The sequence below is a fragment of the Streptomyces sp. NPDC047515 genome (assembly GCF_040643055.1).
Classification (GTDB): domain Bacteria; phylum Actinomycetota; class Actinomycetes; order Streptomycetales; family Streptomycetaceae; genus Streptomyces.
Genome location: NZ_JBEYTM010000005.1, coordinates 203,051 through 219,602 on the forward strand (window position 1 = coordinate 203,051; position 16,552 = coordinate 219,602).

Sequence of the window (16,552 nt, forward strand, 5' to 3'; positions counted from 1 at the left end):
TTTCGGGGCGGTACGGCAGTCTTCATTGCCGTACCGCCGAGTGGGATGAAATAGGGAGCGAGCCCCATGCGCATCGTGATCAGTGAGTTCATGAGTCTGGACGGCGTCGTGCAGGCGCCGGGCGGCGCCGACGAGGACACCGACGGCGGCTTCGCCCACGGTGGCTGGTCGCACGCGTTCTTCGATCCGGAGGTGGTGGGCGGCGCATTCGACGACGCGCTGTCCGGCGCCGAGGCGCTGCTGTTCGGGCGCCGTACGTGGCAGACGATGGCCGCGGCGTGGCCCGACCGGGCCGGCGACCCGTTCGCCGACCGGATGAACGCCATCCCGAAGTACGTCGTGTCCAACACCCTGAGCGACGACAAACTGTCCTGGGACGGCACCACGCGCATCCCCGGCGCCAAGGCCCTCGCCCGCATCAAGGAACTGCGCGGCTCCGACGGCGGCGACCTGCTCGTCATGGGCAGCCCCACGCTCGTACGCACCCTGCTGAGCGAGGGCCTGGTCGACGAGCTCCGGCTGGTGATCATGCCGGTGATCCTCGGCGGCGGAAAGACGATCTTCCCCGACGACGGTGCGCTGCGCGCGCTTGAGCTGGTCTCGGCCGTCACCGGCGCCACAGGGGTGCAGGTGTGCACCTACCGACCGGCCGACGAGGCGTAGGCGGAGGAAGCACAGGCGGAGGGGCGGCGCCGGGGCCTCCCCCCGGGTGCGGCCGGGGGAGGCCGGTGTACGTACGCCGAGGCCCGCCCCTTGCGGACGCACCTCGGCACCGCCTCAACCGGCCGCGAACAGCACCGCCAGCAGCACCGCGCCCACCACCGCCGGTGCGATCACCTCGTACGCCCAGCGCACCGAGACCGAGGATGCCGGGGCCGCCTGCGATGGCGCGGACTTCGCCGCGCCCGCGCCCGTCTTCGCGCGCTCCACCAGCTCCCGCAGGTCCGCCATGGTCCGGTCGGCCGTCGCCATGCGGGACTTGCTGTCGCGGACGTCGGCGTGCACGGAGGTCCGGCCGTACGGGTCGTCCACCGACTGCAGGGACTGCCTCCGGGCCGCCTTCTTCCGCTGCCGCAGCGACACCGGCACCGCCCACATCTGGTACTTGGTGCCGTCCTCGGTGAACAGCTCGCTGGAATACCCGGCCCGCAGATCCGCGACCGCGGTCCACGGCATCGTGATCGTCCGGAACGGGTTACGGATCTTGACACGCTGTTCATCGGCGAACACGACGGGCCGCAGCGTGAACGCGACGACCAGCGGCACCGCGGTCAGCATCCCGGCCAGCGCCAGCCACGGCACCCGCCCGTGGCCCCGGAGCGCGGCATCCCCGCCGACCCAGCAGATGAGCACAAGCAGCAGGACACCACCGACGATCCCGGCGGGCGACCGGAAGGTCCGGTCGGCATAGGTCGGCTCGGCGGGCGGTGTGGGGCTCGTCATGGGCCCGATTCTGCCTGACGCACGCACGGGGTGCCGGGGCGCCCGCCCCCGTACCGCGGGACGCTCGGACGACCTGGCCCCCTGTACAGGTCGCTACGCGCGTAGATATGCTCCTCTGGTGACCATGCCCACCACAGCCCCCTCCCCCAAGCTCTCAACCGTGTTCGAGCAGGGAGGTACCCCCCTCTCCGACGCGACCGCGTCCGACAGTGCGCTGCGCCGCTTCCTGCACGGGCTGCCCGGCGTCGACGCCGTCGGCCTCGAAGCGCGCGCCGCGTCCCTCGGAACCCGTTCGATCAAGACGACGGCCAAGGCGTACGCCATCGACCTGGCCATTTCGATGATCGACCTGACGACGCTGGAAGGCGCGGACACCCCGGGCAAGGTCCGGGCCCTCGCCGCCAAGGCCGTCCATCCCGACCCGACCGACCGCACGACCCCGCGCACCGCGGCGGTCTGCGTCTACCCCGACATGGCGGCGACCGCCGTCGCCGCACTGGCCGGTTCCGGCGTGAAGGTGGCGTCCGTGGCGACAGCCTTCCCGGCCGGCCGCGCCGCGCTCGACGTCAAGCTCGCGGACGTCCGCGACGCCGTGGCCGCCGGGGCCGACGAGATCGACATGGTGATCGACCGGGGCGCCTTCCTCTCCGGCCGCTACCTCAAGGTGTACGAGGAGATCCTCGCCGTGAAGGCGCAGTGCGCCCGGCCCGACGGCGCCGACGCCCGGCTGAAGGTGATCTTCGAGACCGGCGAGCTGTCCACGTACGACAACATCCGCCGCGCCTCCTGGCTCGGCATGCTGGCGGGCGCGGACTTCATCAAGACGTCGACCGGCAAGGTCTCCACCAACGCCACGCCCGCGAACACCCTGCTGATGCTGGAGGCCGTGCGCGACTTCCGGGCGCAGACCGGCGTGCAGATCGGCGTGAAGCCGGCCGGCGGCATCCGCACCTCCAAGGACGCGATCAAGTTCCTGGTGCTGGTGAACGAGACCGCGGGCGAGGACTGGCTGGACAACCACTGGTTCCGCTTCGGCGCCTCCAGCCTGCTGAACGATCTGCTGATGCAGCGCCAGAAGCTCAGCACCGGCCGCTACTCCGGCCCCGATTACGTGACGGTGGACTGATCCCCATGGCATCTACATTCGAGTACGCACCCGCTCCCGAGTCGCGCTCGGTCGTCGACATCGCGCCCTCGTACGGCCTGTTCATCGACGGTGAGTTCACCGACGCGGCCGACGGGAAGGTCTTCAAGACGGTCTCGCCGAGCAGCGAGGAGGTGCTCTCCGAGGTCGCGCAGGCCGGCGCCGCGGACGTCGACCGGGCCGTGAAGGCTGCCCGCAGGGCGTTCGAGAAGTGGTCGGCGCTGCCCGGCTCCGAGCGTGCCAAGTACCTGTTCCGGATCGCCCGGATCATCCAGGAGCGCAGCCGCGAGCTCGCCGTTCTCGAAACCCTCGACAACGGCAAGCCGATCAAGGAGACCCGCGACGCGGACCTCCCCCTGGTCGCGGCGCACTTCTTCTACTACGCGGGCTGGGCCGACAAGCTGGACCACGCCGGTTTCGGCGCGAACCCCCGCCCCCTTGGCGTCGCGGGCCAGGTCATCCCCTGGAACTTCCCGCTCCTGATGCTCGCCTGGAAGATCGCCCCGGCGCTCGCCACCGGCAACACGGTGGTCCTCAAGCCCGCCGAGACGACCCCGCTCTCCGCGCTGTTCTTCGCGGACATCTGCCGCCAGGCCGGCCTGCCCAAGGGTGTCGTGAACATCCTCACCGGGTACGGGGACGCGGGCGCCGCGCTCGTCGCGCACGAGGACGTCGACAAGGTCGCCTTCACCGGGTCGACGGCGGTCGGCAAGGCCATCGCCCGTCAGGTCGCCGGCACGGACAAGAAGGTCACCCTCGAACTGGGTGGCAAGGGCGCCAACATCGTCTTCGACGACGCCCCGATCGACCAGGCCGTCGAGGGCATCGTCACCGGCATCTTCTTCAACCAGGGCCAGGTCTGCTGCGCGGGCTCGCGGCTGCTCGTGCAGGAGTCGATCCAGGACGAGCTGCTGGACGCCCTGAAGCGCCGGCTGTCGACGCTCCGGCTCGGCGACCCGCTGGACAAGAACACCGACATCGGCGCGATCAACTCCGCGGAGCAGCTCGCCCGGATCACCGCGCTCGTCGAGACCGGCGAGACGGAGGGCGCCGAACGCTGGTCCGCCCCCTGTGAACTCCCCTCCTCCGGCTACTGGTTCGCCCCGACGCTGTTTACGAACGTCACCCAGGCGCACACCATCGCCCGCGACGAGATCTTCGGCCCGGTGCTGTCCGTGCTGTCGTTCCGCACGCCCGACGAGGCCGTCGCCAAAGCCAACAACAGCCAGTACGGCCTCTCGGCCGGCATCTGGACGGAGAAGGGCTCCCGCATCCTCGCGGTGGCGAACAAGCTCCGGGCGGGTGTCGTCTGGGCCAACACGTTCAACAAGTTCGACCCGACCTCGCCCTTCGGCGGCTACAAGGAGTCGGGCTTCGGCCGCGAAGGCGGTCGTCACGGCCTGGAGGCGTACCTCGATGTCCGATAACCGTCTGAGCGTCTTCAAGACCTACAAGCTGTACGTCGGGGGCAAGTTCCCCCGCTCCGAGAGCGGCCGGGTGTACGAGGTGACGGCGAAGAAGTCAGCCGCTGGCGCGGCGGGCGAGGGCAAGTGGCTGGCGAACGCCCCCCAGTCCTCCCGCAAGGACGCGCGGGACGCGGTCGTGGCCGCCCGCAAGGCGTTCGGCGGCTGGTCGGGCGCGACCGCGTACAACCGCGGCCAGATCCTCTACCGCGTCGCGGAGATGCTGGAGGGCCGCAAGGAGCAGTTCGTACGCGAGGTGGCGGACGCGGAGGGCCTGTCAAAGTCCAAGGCGGCGGCCGTCGTGGACGCGGCGATCGACCGCTGGGTCTGGTACGCGGGGTGGACCGACAAGATCGGCCAGGTCGTGGGCGGGGCCAACCCGGTCGCGGGCCCGTTCTTCAACCTGTCCACGCCCGAGCCGACCGGTGTCGTCGCGGTCCTGGCGCCCCAGAAATCGTCGTTCCTGGGGCTGGTCTCGGTGATCGCCCCGGTGATCGCGACCGGCAACACGGCGGTCGTCATCGCTTCGGCGGACTCCCCCCTCCCGGCCCTGTCCCTGGGCGAGGTGCTGGCCACCTCCGACCTGCCGGGCGGCGTGGTGAACATCCTGTCCGGGAAGACGGCGGAGATCGCGACACCGCTCGCGTCCCACCAGGATGTGAACGCCATCGACCTCACGGGCGCGGACGCCGCCCTGGCGAAGGAGCTGGAGATCGCGGCGGCGGACAATCTGAAGCGGGTGCTCCGCGCGCCGGCCGCGCAGGAGGACAGCGCCTCCGACTGGTCGGCCGATCCCGGCACCCACCGCCTGACGGCCTTCCTGGAGACGAAGACGGTCTGGCACCCGACGGGTGCGCTGGGCGTCTCGGGGTCCTCGTACTGACCCGTGCGACCGCGGCCCGCCCCTCCGCATTCCCCGGAGGAGCGGGCCGCGACCGCGTGCACGCGCTTCTCAGCCGTGCAGCACTCCTGCCACCTGCCCGGCCACCGGGAGGTCCTTCAGCGCGCCACCGCCGCTCAACGGGCCGGTGACGGCGGCCGTGGAGAGCGGCTTGAAGTCGGCGACCTGCGTACCCACCGCGTTGTCCAGCGGGTCCGTGCCCGTGCCGGCCAGCGGGTCGAGCCGGAGGTGCGTGACCGGTGCGGTGCCGCTCCTGAGCGACTGCCCGACCGCCCCGGTCACCGCGCTGTCGGCCGCCTCTCCGAGCCCACCGAGTCTGCTGTCGGTGCCCGCGGCCGGAGCGAGGGGCAGCGGCGCCGCCTGGGCCGCCGCACCCCCCGCGCAGAGTGCGGCACCCACCGCGGTGACGGTCAGACCTGCCCGCAGCGGGGTGCGGCGCCGGGACTCGGAAAGTGCGTGACGTGCCATGGAGTTCCCACCCGATCGAGACGATCGAGTAACCATCTGGGTACGTAGAGTAGTTGAGGTGTGATGCTCGATACCAACCCGACCTCCGGGGGATCCCCTGCGCGGGTCAATGCCTCACACTCGTGTCCTGTGAATTCGCAACCTCCCCCGACCCGCGTCGTGCTGCTCGCGGGCCCTTCCGGCTCCGGCAAGTCCTCCCTGGCCGCCCGCACCGACCTTCCGGTGCTGCGTCTGGACGACTTCTACAAGGAGGGCGACGACCCCACCCTGCCGCTCGTTGCCGGCTGCACGGACATCGACTGGGACTCCGCACAGTCCTGGGACGCCGATGCGGCGGTGGCCGCGATCGCGGAGCTGTGCCGCACGGGACGCACCGAGGTCCCGGTGTACGACATCGCCACGAGCTCCCGTATCGACCGGGAGGCCTTCCACATCCAGCGCACCCCGCTGTTCGTGGCCGAGGGGATCTTCGCGGCGGACATAGTCGAACGGTGCCAGGAGCTGGGGGTCCTCGCGGACGCGCTGTGCCTGCGCGGCCGACCCACGACGACATTCCGCCGACGGCTGCTGCGGGATCTGCGCGAGGGGCGCAAGTCGGTGCCGTTCCTGCTGCGGCGGGGGTGGCGGCTGATGTGGGCGGAGCGGCGGATCGTGGCGCGGCAGACGGCGCTGGGCGCGTATCCGTGCGGCAAGGAGGAGGCCCTGGGGCGGCTGGCCGCTGCCGCGGCGGGCCGGTGCCGACGGGCGCCCGCGGCGCGGGGGACGGCGTAGCGGGAGCGGCAGGACGGCGCCCCGGAAGCGGGGGACGGTGTTCCGGGAGCGGGGCGGGGGCATCCGGCCTCGGGCGCGCCCCTGCCCCGGCCCTTCCCGTGAGCGGAGCTCCGCCCTGGATCCCGCACCCCGTCGGCCCCCGGGGGGCCGGGGGGCCGGGGGCATGACGACGGGGTCGGACGGGCCCCCAGCCCGTCCGACCCCGCAGCACTTCCCCCGTGCACCACCGCCTCCCCCGAAGCAGTGGCCCCGCTCTCCCCCGTATCCCCCGTATCCCCCCCGTCCCCTCAGGCCACCAACTCGCCGAAGGACTCCTCCTCGTCACGGCCGAAGCTGAGGACCTCGTCCTCGCGCAGCCGGCGGAGCGACCGCCAGATGCTGGACTTCACCGTGCCGACACTGATGTCGAGGATGGCCGCGATCTCCGGGTCGGTGCGGCCCTCGTAGTAGCGCAGGACCAGCATCGTGCGCTGGAGTTCCGGCAGCCGCGCCAGCGCCTGCCAGAGCACGGCGCGCAGTTCCGTGCCGCGCATCGCGTCCGTGTCGCCCGCCGTCTCCGGCAGCTCCTCGGTCGGGTACTCGTTGAGCTTGCGCCTGCGCCAGGCGCTGATGTGCAGATTGGTCATGGTGCGGCGCAGGTAGCCGCCGACCGCCGCCTTGTCACTGATCCGGTCCCACGCCCGGTACGTCGAGAAGAGGGCGCTCTGCAGCAGGTCCTCGGCCTCGAACCGGTCACCGGTCAGGTGATAGGCGGTTGCGTACAGGGAGGCGCGGCGCTCCCGGACGTAGGCCGTGAACGCCGTTTCGGCGTCCTCGACCTGCGCCGGGGCCTTCCGCTCCCCCGTGACCTCCCCGTACGCGGCTCCCCCGTTGCTTCCCCCGCCGTTTCCCCCGTTGGCCCCCACGGACGCGTCGATCACCGTCATGTACGACGTGTGCTGACGCCCGACGCCGCGCACGCACCCCCGCCCGCCCCCGAGCTCTCGGCTCCGATCGAGCAGGGAGGCGCCCCCCACGGCACCGGATTTCTCGGTGCTCCGGCCGACATCGTGGAGACGCGTGACAACTGCGCTTGCGGTGGTGCTGTGAATTGCGTTCATCGTGCGCCCCCCATCGGTGGAGTCCGTCCGTTCCTTGTGCCAATGAGCTTGCCGGGGCAGTTTCATCGGGCTGTCCGCCGACTGTCACAGCCCTGTCACAGGGCCTGCCGTCGGCGCGTCGGCGGTGTGCGGGATGCATGAGTCGGCGCCAACTGTCGAACTGGGGCTCCACCATGGGTCAGAATGACCAGCGTGCCTTTCCTGTTGCTGATCGAGGACGACGACGCCATCCGCACGGCCCTCGAACTCTCGCTGTCACGCCAGGGCCACCGTGTGGCCACCGCGGCGACGGGAGAGGACGGCCTGAAACTGCTGCGTGAACAGCGGCCGGATCTGATCGTGCTGGATGTGATGCTGCCCGGCATCGACGGTTTCGAGGTGTGCCGGCGCATCCGGCGCACCGACCAGCTGCCGATCATTCTGCTGACCGCGCGCAACGACGACATCGACGTCGTCGTGGGACTTGAGTCCGGCGCCGACGACTACGTGGTGAAACCCGTGCAGGGCCGGGTGCTCGACGCCCGCATCCGGGCGGTGCTGCGCCGCGGCGAGCGCGAGTCCACCGACTCCGCGTCCTTCGGGAACGTGGTGATCGACCGTTCCGCGATGACCGTGACCAAGAACGGCGAGGATCTGCAGCTCACGCCGACCGAGCTGCGACTTCTGCTGGAGCTGAGCCGTCGGCCGGGCCAGGCCCTGTCACGGCAGCAGCTGCTGCGGCTGGTCTGGGAGCACGACTACCTCGGTGACTCCCGGCTCGTGGACGCCTGTGTGCAGCGGCTGCGCGCCAAGGTGGAGGACGTGCCGTCCTCGCCGACCCTGATCCGTACCGTTCGGGGTGTGGGCTACCGGCTGGATTCGCCTCAGTGAGCGATGTCGTCAAACGGAGCCTGCTCACCGGGCTTCGCTGGACCAGTCTGCGGCTGCGTCTCGTCGTGGTGTTCGCGCTGGTGGCGCTGACCGCCGCGGTGTCCGCCTCGGGGATCGCGTACTGGCTGAACCGCGAGGCCGTGCTGACCCGCACCCAGGACGCCGCCCTCGGGGACTTCCGTCAGGAGATGCAGAACCGGGCGGCCTCGCTGCCGCCGCGGCCCACCAAGGACGATCTGCAGAACGCCGCCGTGCAGATGGCCAGCAGCTCGCCCGGCTACAGCGTGCTGCTGGTCGACGAGCGCGACCACGGCAAGCCGATCGTCGGCAACTCCGACCTGGACATCTTCACGCTCGACAACGTGCCGCTGTCGCTGCAGAAGGCCGTCAACAAGAAGCAGCCGATCGAGGCGGGGAACAAGTACGCGTACCACCTGTTCTGGCAGCGGACCAGCATCCGCGGCACGCCGTATCTGGTGGGCGGGACGAAGATCATCGGCGGCGGCCCCACCGGCTACATGCTGAAGTCCCTGGACCAGGAGCGTCAGGATCTGAACTCCCTCGCCTGGTCGCTGGGGATCGCCACCGGGCTCGCCCTGGTCGGCTCGGCGCTGCTCGCGCAGGCCGCCGCGACGACCGTGCTGCGGCCCGTGCAGCGGCTCGGTGACGCCGCCCGCAAGCTCGGCGAGGGCAAGCTCGACACCCGGCTCGTGGTGTCCGGCACCGATGAACTCGCCGACCTCTCCCGTACGTTCAACAGGACCGCGAGTTCGCTGGAGAAGAAGGTCGCGGACATGAGCGCGCGGGACGAGGCGAGCCGGCGGTTCGTCGCCGACATGTCGCACGAACTGCGCACCCCGCTCACCGCGCTGACCGCCGTCACCGAGGTGCTGGAGGACGAGGCGGACAACCTCGATCCGATGATCGCGCCCGCGGTGCACCTGGTGGTGAGCGAGACCCGGCGCCTCAACGACCTGGTGGAGAACCTGATGGAGGTCACCCGCTTCGACGCGGGCACGGCCCGGCTCGTCCTCGACACGGTCGATGTGGCCGACCAGGTCACCGCCTGCATCGACGCACGTGCCTGGCTGGACGCGGTGGATCTGGACGCCGAGCGAGGCATGCTGGTCCGCCTCGACCCTCGCCGGCTCGATGTGATCCTGGCGAATCTGATCGGCAACGCCCTCAAGCACGGCGGTTCGCCGGTACGGGTCGCGGTGCGGACCGAGGGCGACGAACTCGTCATCGAGGTCCGCGACCACGGCCCCGGCATCCCCGAGGACGTCCTGCCGCACGTCTTCGACCGGTTCTACAAGGCCAGCGCCTCCCGGCCGCGCTCCGAGGGCAGCGGCCTCGGCCTGTCGATCGCCATGGAGAACGCGCACATCCACGGCGGTGACATCACGGCCGCGAACTCACCGGACGGCGACGGCGCGGTGTTCGTCCTGCGGCTGCCGCGCGACGCCGAGCCGCTCACCCGTTCCGACGCGGACCGCGACCCGGGGAGCCAGGACGAGGAGGGCGAGGCGACATGACGGGCGGCAACCGCCGGGCGGTCCGGTCGGCCGTGGCGCTGGCCGGTGTCGTGACCGCCGCCGTGCTGACCGCGGGCTGCGGGATCAGGACCACCTCCGTGCCGGTGGACGCCGGAGCGGCACCGTCCCAGGTGCCGTGCTCGATGTCCGCGGAGGACGTCACCACCCAGGCCCTCCAGGGCATCCCTGTACAGATCTATCTGGTCTGCTCCTCGCAGCTGGTCACGGTGGACCGCACGGTGCAGGTCCCGGACACGAAGTCGGACCGGATCCGGATAGCGCAGGCGCTCCTGGAGGAACTGGAGCAGAAGCCGCCCGCCGACGAGCGGCAGGCCGGGTTCACCACGGCCGTCCCGGCCGGGCTGCGGATCGGCCCGGACCGCAGCGGCGACCGGCAGGGCACGCTGCGGCTCAGCAAGCAGCCGGAGGACCTGCCGGCCGAGGCGCTGGCGCAGATCGTGTGTACCTACGCGGAGAGCGAAGCGCTCGCCCCGAAGGGCACGGTGGTGCTGGCCGGGCCCGGCAACTACGCGCCGCGCGGGTATCTGTGCACCGCGGAGACGAGGGCGAGGCCGAAGGCCGTGCCGACGCTGGGGGCACGGCCAAAGGCCTGAGCGCGGGAATGCCACAGGCGCGAAAGACGTCCGACGGCCGCCCCTCCGTTCTCGCGCGCCGTGGGCCGGGATCGGCCCGAGCCGGTCCGGGCGACGGGTTCGTCCGGACCGGCGGAACCGATCCTGCCGCCCGGCGCGTCTTGGGGGGCGTGCGTCAAGGTTCGGGCAGTCGAGCTGCCATCCGCTTCCGCGCGGCCGGGGTCTCTCTCCTCCTCGCGCATCTGCTGCTTGTCGGCTGGCTGACGCTGCGCCCCCTCGACGTGCCGTGGACGACCGCCTCGAACTTCCACCCGCTCGCCGGCATCAGAGCGGACCTGTCGCTCGGCCCGGTCGAGGCCACCCGCCGGATCGGCGCGGGGCTGCTGCTGCTGGCCCCGCTCGGCGTGCTGCTGCCGATGGCCGGAGGGCGGCTGTTCGTCTCCCCGTGGGCCTCGATGGCCCGTACCGTCGCGGCCGGGACACTGATCTCGCTCGCCATCGAGCTGCTGCAGACCGGAGTGCCGGGACAGGTCGTCGACGTCGACTCGCTGCTGCTGAACACGATCGGCGTGGCGCTCGCCCATCTGCTGGTCGTACCCGTGGGCCGGGCGCGGCTGCGCCACAGGAAGCAGCGGCGGATCAGGGTGATGCCCCGCCCCAGGGACGAGCCGGCTCAGGGGCCGACCCCGACGATTCCCAGGGTCGGTATCGCACCGTAGAGCGATGCTTTGCCCCTGTTCGTCGGGCGACCATGGATGCATCGGGAGCACGACGGAGCTGCTCCCTCAGCAAGGTTCACGAAGGAGCCCACCATGGCCGCACTTGTCCGCCCCCGTGACGGACGCATGATCGGCGGGGTGTGCGCGGCGCTGGCACGGCGCTTCGGCACCTCCGCGGGAACCATGCGCGTCATCTTCCTGCTCTCCTGCCTGCTGCCGGGGCCGCAGTTCCTGCTCTATCTGGCGCTGTGGGTGCTCTTCCCCGCCGAGAAGACGTCGTCCACCGCCTGGTGACGCGTCGCACCACACGCCTGTGGGGCGGACACCCGGTTCGGGTGGCCGCCCCACAGGCGTGTGAACGAGGGTCAGCCGCCGAGCGGGAGACCGTTGGCCGACAGACCGCCGGTCTTCAGGCCACCCGCGGGCAGACCGCCGAGCAGGCCCTTGACCGGGGCGGTGGTGTCGCCGGCGAGCTTCTGCCGGCCGGTGCCGAGGAGCTTGGTGGTCGTGTCCTGGACCGGCAGGGTCCGGGTGGTGTTCTCCAGCGCCGAGCCGGCGACCGGCAGGGCGGTGGCCGCGGCGTCGGCCGGCAACACGGCGGCGGAGGCGGTGCCCGCGGCGGCAGCGGCGAAAGCGGCACCGAGCGCGGCGACGCCGAGAGTCCTGACGGCAGACTGCTTCATGTGAAATTCGTCCTTGGGGAGGGGGAAGTGAGCGGCTCTGAAACGTAGTCAGCCCACTACCCGTCCTGCAAACATGCCCCACCCGGGCAACGGCCGGGAATTCGCCGCCCCGGCCGTTCCCCGCGAAGGTGTGAATCAGTCCCCGGAAGTCGAAGAGACGCTGGTCGTGGCGGTCTGCTCGAAGAGCCACTCGGACTTCAGCTCGGCATATCCGGGCTTGATCACATCATTGATCATCGCGAGACGTTCATCGAAAGGGATGAACGCGGACTTCATCGCGTTGACGGTGAACCACTGGATGTCGTCGAGCGTGTATCCGAAAGTCTCGGTCAGTTTCTCGAATTCATGGCTCATGGTCGTACCGCTCATCAGCCGGTTGTCCGTGTTCACGGTGACCCGGAAATGCAGCTTCCGCAGCAACCCGATGGGGTGCTCGGCGTACGAGGCGGCGGCGCCGGTCTGGAGGTTGGAGCTGGGGCACAGCTCCAGCGGGATGCGCTTGTCCCGTACGTAGGAGGCGAGACGGCCGAGCTTCACACCGCCGTCCTCGGCGACCTCGATGTCGTCGATGATGCGGACGCCGTGGCCGAGCCGGTCGGCCCCGCACCACTGGAGGGCCTGCCAGATCGACGGCAGCCCGAAGGCCTCGCCCGCGTGGATGGTGAAGTGGTTGTTCTCGCGCTTGAGGTACTCGAACGCGTCGAGGTGCCGGGTGGGCGGGAAGCCCGCCTCCGCGCCCGCGATGTCGAAGCCGAAGACGCCCTGGTCGCGGTAGCGGTTGGCGAGTTCGGCGATCTCCAGGGAGCGGGCGGCGTGCCGCATCGCGGTGAGGAGCGCGCCCACGCGGATGCGGCGCCCGTCCCGGCGGGCCCGCCGCTCGCCCTCGCGGAAGCCCTCGTTGACCGCCTCGACGACCTCTTCGAGGGTCAGCCCGGCTTCCAGGTGCTGCTCGGGGGCATACCGCACCTCGGCGTAGACGACACCGTCCGCGGCCAGGTCCTCGGCGCACTCGGCGGCCACCCGGAACAGTGCCTCACGGGTCTGCATGACGGCGCAGGTGTGGGCGAACGTCTCCAGATAGCGTTCCAGCGATCCGGAGTCGGCCGCCTCACGGAACCAGATGCCGAGCTTGTCGGGCTCGGTCTCGGGAAGTCCGTCGTATCCGCTCGCGAGGGCGAGGTCGACGATCGTTCCCGGGCGCAGGCCGCCGTCGAGGTGGTCGTGGAGAAGGACCTTGGGGGCACGTCGGATCTGATCCTGGCCGGGCACATGGAGGGTCGGGCTCATCATTTGGGCACTCTAGCGCCTACGCGCGTAGATTGTCGCTTGCCGATACGTAACAGTGACCGCGAATACGGGTGGAGTACGCCTCTCCTTCTGACACTGTTCTGTCGTGACTCCACCCACGCGTGAACGTGCAGGCTTCCTGTGTCGCTGGTTAAGCAGCGACACAGAGGACCAGCCCGGCCCTGCTGAGGACATTCAGGGCACCGACGTGGTCCGCGTTGGCTACGAGCCCGCACGCCGTGCACTGGAACTTCGCTTGGGTGACGCGGTTCTCCTTCGCGGTGTGCCCGCAGGACGGGCAGGTGCGGGAAGTGTTGCGGGGGTCCACCGCGACGACGGTCCGACCGGCGCTTTCAGCCTTGCTGGCGAGGATCGCGAGGAACACCCCCCAACCCACGTCGAGGATGCTGCGATTGAGCCCGGCCTTCGCGGCCCGCTGATTCGGAAGGAATACATCGGGCTGCTCGGGATCGGGCTTCGGCCGGGGGGCGCGGGTCATGCCCGCGGTGTTCAGCTTCTCGTGCGCGATCGCGTCGTGGTCGCGCACGAGGTCGAGCGCGGTCTTGTGTGCATAGTCGAGGCGCTGGCGCCGGATCTTTGCGTGGATTATGGCGACATTGCGGGCGGCGGCGCGGTGCTTCTTGGTCCGCCGCTTGGTTCGCCGGGGGAACGTCGACAGGTGCCGTTGGGCTTCGGCGAGTTCCCCGGCCGCTGCTTCGAGGAAGCGGGGGTTGGCGATGTGCACGCCCTGGGAAGTGGTCAGGAAGTGGGTCACGCCCGTATCGATGCCGACGACCACGCCTGTTGGGGGCAGGGGCTCGGCGGGCACGTCGTCGCACGACAGGACCACGTACCAGCGGTCGCCCTCCCGCTTGACGGCGATCGTCTTCACCCGGCCCTCGACGGGCCGGTGCCGGTGCACGCGGATATGCCCGATGCCCTGGAGCCGGACGCGGGCCTGGGGGGCGTGGGGGGTGGAGTCCCGGCGGCAGCCGTCGCCATCCTTGGGGAAAGTCACGGTGTCGAAGTGGCCGATGCCCTTGAAGCGCGGGTGGCCAGGCTTCTCGCCGTTCCTGACCCGACGGAAGAACGCCTGGAACGCCTTGTCCAGGCGGCGCAGGGTGGCCTGCTGGGAGGAGAAGGACCAGCGGCCCTGACACTCCGGGTCGAAGGCGCGGATCCCCTTGAGCTGAGCGGACTGGTCGCCGTACCTGATGCTCGTCTTCGAGCCGTGCTGGTAGGCGTCACGGCGTTCCTGGAGCGCGCCGTTGTAGAGGGAGCAGTGATCCCGCAGCATTTCGCGGAGGGCCTGTTCCTGGCGGGCCGTGGGGCGCAGGAGGAACTTGTATGCGCGGATCACGCCTGCTCCCCCATCTCCTTCTGCCGCGGGCGTTCCCGCTGGGTCTCGATGTACTTCAGCACCGTCTCGGCCGGGACGGTGCCAGCTGAGGCGGCGAAGTACGACGACGACCACAGGGTCGGGAGTTTCGACTTCAGGTGCGGGAACTCCTCCCTCAGCACGCGTGAGGTGAAGCCCTTGAACTGGTTGGCCACGTACGACGCCGACGACTTCGGGTCGTGCTTGACGAACAGGTGCACGTGGTCCGGCATCACCTCAAGGACGGTGATCTCCCACCCGCGCTCCGCGGCCTTCTGCTCCAGAAGCTCACGCAGCCGGACCGCGACTTGGCCGTCGAGGACCGGGCGGCGGTACTTCGGGCACCACACCACATGGAGCCCGAGGGCGTACACGCCGCCGGAGAACCGGCGAGCTTTTCTGGTCACAGCCACACGATCAATATACATGCACGATAAGTCTAACAATCCGTGATGTCTTGGCGCGAACAAAAAGTGCAAATCTTCACAGAAAGTCGAGGTCAGAGCAGTTGAGAGAAGCAACTCCCCACCCAGCTGAAGCCGGGCGTCCCCTCGCCAGATATCGGAGGGCACAGCGGCGCGCACTCCCCCTGCCTGCTGCGAGGCTGGGACGGGCCGTCAGGACGGCCGGAGCACCAACTGCGGTCAGCGGCGTGGTTCTGCTGCTCCCGGACGGCGAGGCCGACTCGCACCGCCGCCCCTCCCCCCTGTCGTACGCCCTCCAGCTCCCGCTGGCCCGGACCCTGGCCCGCGCGGGCCGGGAGGACGGGCTCGCCGCGCATGTCGTGCGTTACCGCTGCCGCGGCTGGAACGCGACCGACGCGCAGCTCGCGGCGGACGCCCGATGGGCGGTGGACGAGGTCGTACGACGCTACGGCGACGTCCCCGTCTGCCTCGCCGGCCACGGCATGGGCGGCCGCGCCGCCCTCCGCGCGGGCGGCCACGCGGCGGTCAGCTCCGTTCTGGCGATGGCTCCTTGGCTGCCCGAGAACGCGGCGGTCGAGCCGGAACCGGTGAAGCATCTGCTCGGCCGGCAGGTCCTGCTCGTCCACGGTACGAACGATGCCCGTACCGACCCCGAACTCTCTTTCCGCCTGGCCGAACGCGCCAAGAAGGCCAACCGCGACACCTGCCGTTTCGAGGTCCACTCGGACGGCCATGGCCTGCGCCAGCACCGGGCCGAAGTGGCGGCGCTGGTCACGGACTTCGTCCGCGGCTCACTCTTCGGCCGGGCCTACGCCCGCCCGGTGGCCGACGCCCTGGCGGCGCCGCCGCCGCTGGGGCTGCGGATGCCACTGGCCGCGGGGTTCGGTAGGTCGCTGCGGGACTGAGGGGACGGGGGCAGGGGCGGGGGCGGGTACCGGCCCGTGGAGCGGGTACACGGGGACGACTGGACGGCGACCGCCTGTCCGGCAGCCCGTCGACTGAGCCCAGGCAGTGCAGCACTGTCCGGGCCCGCTCACTCGTGACCTGCGCCCAGCTGGGCTGCTCGCCGGTGCACGGGTTGACGTTGCCGCCGGAGCTCATCAGGGCGCGCGGGCCGGTGGCCCGGGAGGCGCATGTCCGGAAAGCCGTACCACCTGCGAGGGATCGACGAGAGAACCATCCTGCGCACCCATGTCCCTCAGGCCGTGCCTACGAGTACGGGGCCGGAGTCGACAGCGCCCACACGGATGCCCCTGGGGCCCATGCTCGGGGAGCAGCACACGACAGGCCAGGACCGCGTGACGAAGGTTCAGGAAATCGCTTTGCGAACTGGGTTCGGCCCTGGGAAGAGCGGCCGGAGCAAAGGCGGTTTGAGACAATCGATTCACGCAGACGCCGAACTGCCGCGCAAAAGGACTGCACTTCATGCCCGTTATGCCGGAATCAACGAAAGTGTACGAGAACCACACCTCTCCGCGATAAAGCCGCAGGTCACGAACTGTGCTCCCCGCGCATGCGGGGATGGTCCTGAAACGTCCGGATTGGTGAGGAGATTGCTGGGGTGCTCCCCGCGCATGCGGGGATGGTCCCCGCGCTCCGGAGGGTCTTGTCGTCGGCGTCGCGACGCATGCGAGGGTGGGGCGGGCTGCTGATGCCGGCAGTCACCAGGCCGGGCGATCCTTCGGCACCCGCCCGGCGCGAGTGGAACCGGCGCGTTCTGCTGCCTCGCCATCCCCCGAAGGGCATGTGCCCTGCGGTTTCAGAAACGGTGA

General features: G+C 70.4%; 18 protein-coding genes. 11 read left to right on the forward strand and 7 right to left on the reverse strand.

From position 1 onward, the window contains the following. Positions 1 to 66 precede the first annotated feature (66 nt). Positions 67 to 663: a dihydrofolate reductase family protein gene (locus ABZ826_RS06310; RefSeq protein WP_361443002.1), complete on the forward strand. Its 597-nt coding sequence runs from the start codon at positions 67 to 69 to the stop codon at positions 661 to 663. A gap of 114 nt (positions 664 to 777) precedes the next feature. On the opposite strand, the gene ABZ826_RS06315 is transcribed toward ABZ826_RS06310, so the two are convergent. Next, entirely contained in the window at positions 778 to 1,443 is a 666-nt protein-coding gene (locus ABZ826_RS06315; RefSeq protein WP_361443005.1) for a PH domain-containing protein, read from the reverse strand. 124 nt (positions 1,444 to 1,567) lie between these two features. Here ABZ826_RS06315 and deoC point away from each other — a divergent pair, with 124 nt between their 5' ends. From deoC to ABZ826_RS06330, 3 genes are read left to right on the forward strand one after another with little or no spacing between them, the layout of a single operon-like run. Then, complete coding sequence (gene deoC, locus ABZ826_RS06320; protein ID WP_361443161.1) at positions 1,568 to 2,569, forward strand: deoxyribose-phosphate aldolase; 1,002 nt, start codon at positions 1,568 to 1,570, stop codon at positions 2,567 to 2,569. A gap of 5 nt (positions 2,570 to 2,574) precedes the next feature. After that, positions 2,575 to 4,014: an aldehyde dehydrogenase family protein gene (locus ABZ826_RS06325; RefSeq protein WP_361443008.1), complete on the forward strand. Its 1,440-nt coding sequence runs from the start codon at positions 2,575 to 2,577 to the stop codon at positions 4,012 to 4,014. Next, positions 4,004 to 4,933: an aldehyde dehydrogenase family protein gene (locus tag ABZ826_RS06330; protein ID WP_361443011.1), complete on the forward strand. Its 930-nt coding sequence runs from the start codon at positions 4,004 to 4,006 to the stop codon at positions 4,931 to 4,933. The genes ABZ826_RS06325 and ABZ826_RS06330 overlap by 11 nt, the downstream gene beginning before the upstream one ends. 69 nt (positions 4,934 to 5,002) lie before the next feature. Here the strand turns inward: ABZ826_RS06330 and ABZ826_RS06335 are convergent, their stop codons facing one another. Then, positions 5,003 to 5,419, reverse strand: coding sequence for a hypothetical protein (locus ABZ826_RS06335; RefSeq protein ID WP_361443014.1), 417 nt, complete (start codon positions 5,417 to 5,419; stop codon positions 5,003 to 5,005). 63 nt (positions 5,420 to 5,482) lie between these two features. Between ABZ826_RS06335 and ABZ826_RS06340 the strand changes: the two genes are divergently transcribed. Next, the gene (locus ABZ826_RS06340; protein WP_361443016.1) at positions 5,483 to 6,190 is read left to right on the forward strand and encodes a uridine kinase; all 708 of its coding nucleotides are present in this window, start codon (positions 5,483 to 5,485) and stop codon (positions 6,188 to 6,190) included. Between the two features lie 287 nt (positions 6,191 to 6,477). Here the strand turns inward: ABZ826_RS06340 and ABZ826_RS06345 are convergent, their stop codons facing one another. Further along, positions 6,478 to 7,290, reverse strand: a complete 813-nt coding sequence (locus tag ABZ826_RS06345) for a SigE family RNA polymerase sigma factor (protein WP_361443019.1) — start codon at positions 7,288 to 7,290, stop codon at positions 6,478 to 6,480. 192 nt (positions 7,291 to 7,482) lie between these two features. On the opposite strand from ABZ826_RS06345, the gene afsQ1 reads away from it, so the two are divergent. From afsQ1 to ABZ826_RS06370, 5 genes are all read left to right on the forward strand, one after another. Then, positions 7,483 to 8,160 (forward strand): two-component system response regulator AfsQ1, encoded by a 678-nt coding sequence (afsQ1, locus tag ABZ826_RS06350; protein WP_329818864.1) that lies wholly within the window; start codon positions 7,483 to 7,485, stop codon positions 8,158 to 8,160. Then, on the forward strand, positions 8,157 to 9,695 hold the full coding sequence (locus tag ABZ826_RS06355) for a HAMP domain-containing sensor histidine kinase (protein WP_361443022.1): 1,539 nt from the start codon (positions 8,157 to 8,159) through the stop codon (positions 9,693 to 9,695). Before afsQ1 ends, ABZ826_RS06355 begins: the two co-directional genes overlap by 4 nt. Continuing rightward, a complete protein-coding gene (locus ABZ826_RS06360; RefSeq protein ID WP_361443025.1) occupies positions 9,692 to 10,309 on the forward strand; it encodes a hypothetical protein in 618 nt (205 codons plus the stop codon). The genes ABZ826_RS06355 and ABZ826_RS06360 overlap by 4 nt, the downstream gene beginning before the upstream one ends. 149 nt (positions 10,310 to 10,458) lie before the next feature. Then, positions 10,459 to 11,007, forward strand: coding sequence for a VanZ family protein (locus tag ABZ826_RS06365; RefSeq protein ID WP_361443028.1), 549 nt, complete (start codon positions 10,459 to 10,461; stop codon positions 11,005 to 11,007). A 93-nt stretch (positions 11,008 to 11,100) separates the two neighbouring features. Further along, entirely contained in the window at positions 11,101 to 11,301 is a 201-nt protein-coding gene (locus tag ABZ826_RS06370) for a PspC domain-containing protein (RefSeq protein ID WP_361443031.1), read from the forward strand. Positions 11,302 to 11,372: 71 nt separating this feature from the next. On the opposite strand, the gene ABZ826_RS06375 is transcribed toward ABZ826_RS06370, so the two are convergent. The 4 genes from ABZ826_RS06375 to tnpA all read right to left on the reverse strand — a co-directional run bounded on the left by ABZ826_RS06375 (position 11,373) and on the right by tnpA (position 14,783). Then, positions 11,373 to 11,690, reverse strand: coding sequence for a hypothetical protein (locus tag ABZ826_RS06375; RefSeq protein ID WP_361443034.1), 318 nt, complete (start codon positions 11,688 to 11,690; stop codon positions 11,373 to 11,375). Between the two features lie 135 nt (positions 11,691 to 11,825). Then, positions 11,826 to 12,980, reverse strand: a complete 1,155-nt coding sequence (locus ABZ826_RS06380; RefSeq protein ID WP_361443037.1) for an adenosine deaminase — start codon at positions 12,978 to 12,980, stop codon at positions 11,826 to 11,828. Positions 12,981 to 13,128: 148 nt separating this feature from the next. Then, complete coding sequence (locus tag ABZ826_RS06385) at positions 13,129 to 14,337, reverse strand: transposase (RefSeq protein ID WP_361443040.1); 1,209 nt, start codon at positions 14,335 to 14,337, stop codon at positions 13,129 to 13,131. Continuing rightward, positions 14,334 to 14,783 carry an IS200/IS605 family transposase gene (tnpA, locus tag ABZ826_RS06390; protein ID WP_361443043.1) on the reverse strand — a complete coding sequence of 150 codons (450 nt, stop codon included), beginning with the start codon at positions 14,781 to 14,783 and terminating at the stop codon, positions 14,334 to 14,336. The genes ABZ826_RS06385 and tnpA overlap by 4 nt, the downstream gene beginning before the upstream one ends. A gap of 224 nt (positions 14,784 to 15,007) precedes the next feature. Here tnpA and ABZ826_RS06395 point away from each other — a divergent pair, with 224 nt between their 5' ends. Next, positions 15,008 to 15,685, forward strand: a complete 678-nt coding sequence (locus ABZ826_RS06395; protein WP_361443046.1) for an alpha/beta hydrolase — start codon at positions 15,008 to 15,010, stop codon at positions 15,683 to 15,685. Positions 15,686 to 16,552: the final 867 nt, after the last annotated feature.

Excerpts from the sequence above, each read along its gene's own strand:
- ABZ826_RS06310 (WP_361443002.1), top strand. The coding sequence starts at position 67 with ATGCGCATCGTGATCAGTGAGTTCATGAGTCTGGACGGCGTCGTGCAG.
- ABZ826_RS06315 (WP_361443005.1), bottom strand. The coding sequence starts at position 1,443 with ATGACGAGCCCCACACCGCCCGCCGAGCCGACCTATGCCGACCGGACC.
- deoC (WP_361443161.1), top strand. The coding sequence starts at position 1,568 with ATGCCCACCACAGCCCCCTCCCCCAAGCTCTCAACCGTGTTCGAGCAG.
- ABZ826_RS06325 (WP_361443008.1), top strand. The coding sequence starts at position 2,575 with ATGGCATCTACATTCGAGTACGCACCCGCTCCCGAGTCGCGCTCGGTC.
- ABZ826_RS06330 (WP_361443011.1), top strand. The coding sequence starts at position 4,004 with ATGTCCGATAACCGTCTGAGCGTCTTCAAGACCTACAAGCTGTACGTC.
- ABZ826_RS06335 (WP_361443014.1), bottom strand. The coding sequence starts at position 5,419 with ATGGCACGTCACGCACTTTCCGAGTCCCGGCGCCGCACCCCGCTGCGG.
- ABZ826_RS06340 (WP_361443016.1), top strand. The coding sequence starts at position 5,483 with ATGCTCGATACCAACCCGACCTCCGGGGGATCCCCTGCGCGGGTCAAT.
- ABZ826_RS06345 (WP_361443019.1), bottom strand. The coding sequence starts at position 7,290 with ATGAACGCAATTCACAGCACCACCGCAAGCGCAGTTGTCACGCGTCTC.
- ABZ826_RS06360 (WP_361443025.1), top strand. The coding sequence starts at position 9,692 with ATGACGGGCGGCAACCGCCGGGCGGTCCGGTCGGCCGTGGCGCTGGCC.
- ABZ826_RS06370 (WP_361443031.1), top strand. The coding sequence starts at position 11,101 with ATGGCCGCACTTGTCCGCCCCCGTGACGGACGCATGATCGGCGGGGTG.
- ABZ826_RS06375 (WP_361443034.1), bottom strand. The coding sequence starts at position 11,690 with ATGAAGCAGTCTGCCGTCAGGACTCTCGGCGTCGCCGCGCTCGGTGCC.
- ABZ826_RS06380 (WP_361443037.1), bottom strand. The coding sequence starts at position 12,980 with ATGATGAGCCCGACCCTCCATGTGCCCGGCCAGGATCAGATCCGACGT.
- tnpA (WP_361443043.1), bottom strand. The coding sequence starts at position 14,783 with ATGTATATTGATCGTGTGGCTGTGACCAGAAAAGCTCGCCGGTTCTCC.